The organism is Streptomyces sp. GbtcB6 (assembly GCF_019091475.1).
Taxonomy (GTDB): domain Bacteria; phylum Actinomycetota; class Actinomycetes; order Streptomycetales; family Streptomycetaceae; genus Streptomyces; species Streptomyces hyaluromycini.
The window spans coordinates 1-232 of record NZ_JAGXJL010000511.1 but is presented as its reverse complement, the minus strand read 5'-3'; the positions used below and the strand labels follow the sequence as shown (position 1 = coordinate 232).

Annotated in this window: 1 pseudogene; it reads left to right on the top strand. The window is 62.9% G+C overall.

The annotated features are described in order from the left end of the window. Positions 1–232 (top strand): annotated as a pseudogene (locus tag KVT45_RS55820) (recombinase family protein); the annotation flags it as partial.

Sequence of the window (232 nt, the reverse complement as noted above, 5' to 3'; positions counted from 1 at the left end):
GCGGAGAAGACGCGGGACGACCTGACCAAGCAGTTGGAGGCCATCGACCCCGAGTCGGTCATTGACCGGTGGGTGGCGGTGCACAACGGCAAGTCGTACCGAAGTCGTTGGGAGGAGGGGGGCATGGAGGCCATGGCCGCCGATCTACTCCGGGTCGGCGTGAGGTGCAAGAACACGCGGACGAAGATGAAGGACGTACGGGCACCGCACATCCACATGAAGCTAATGATCC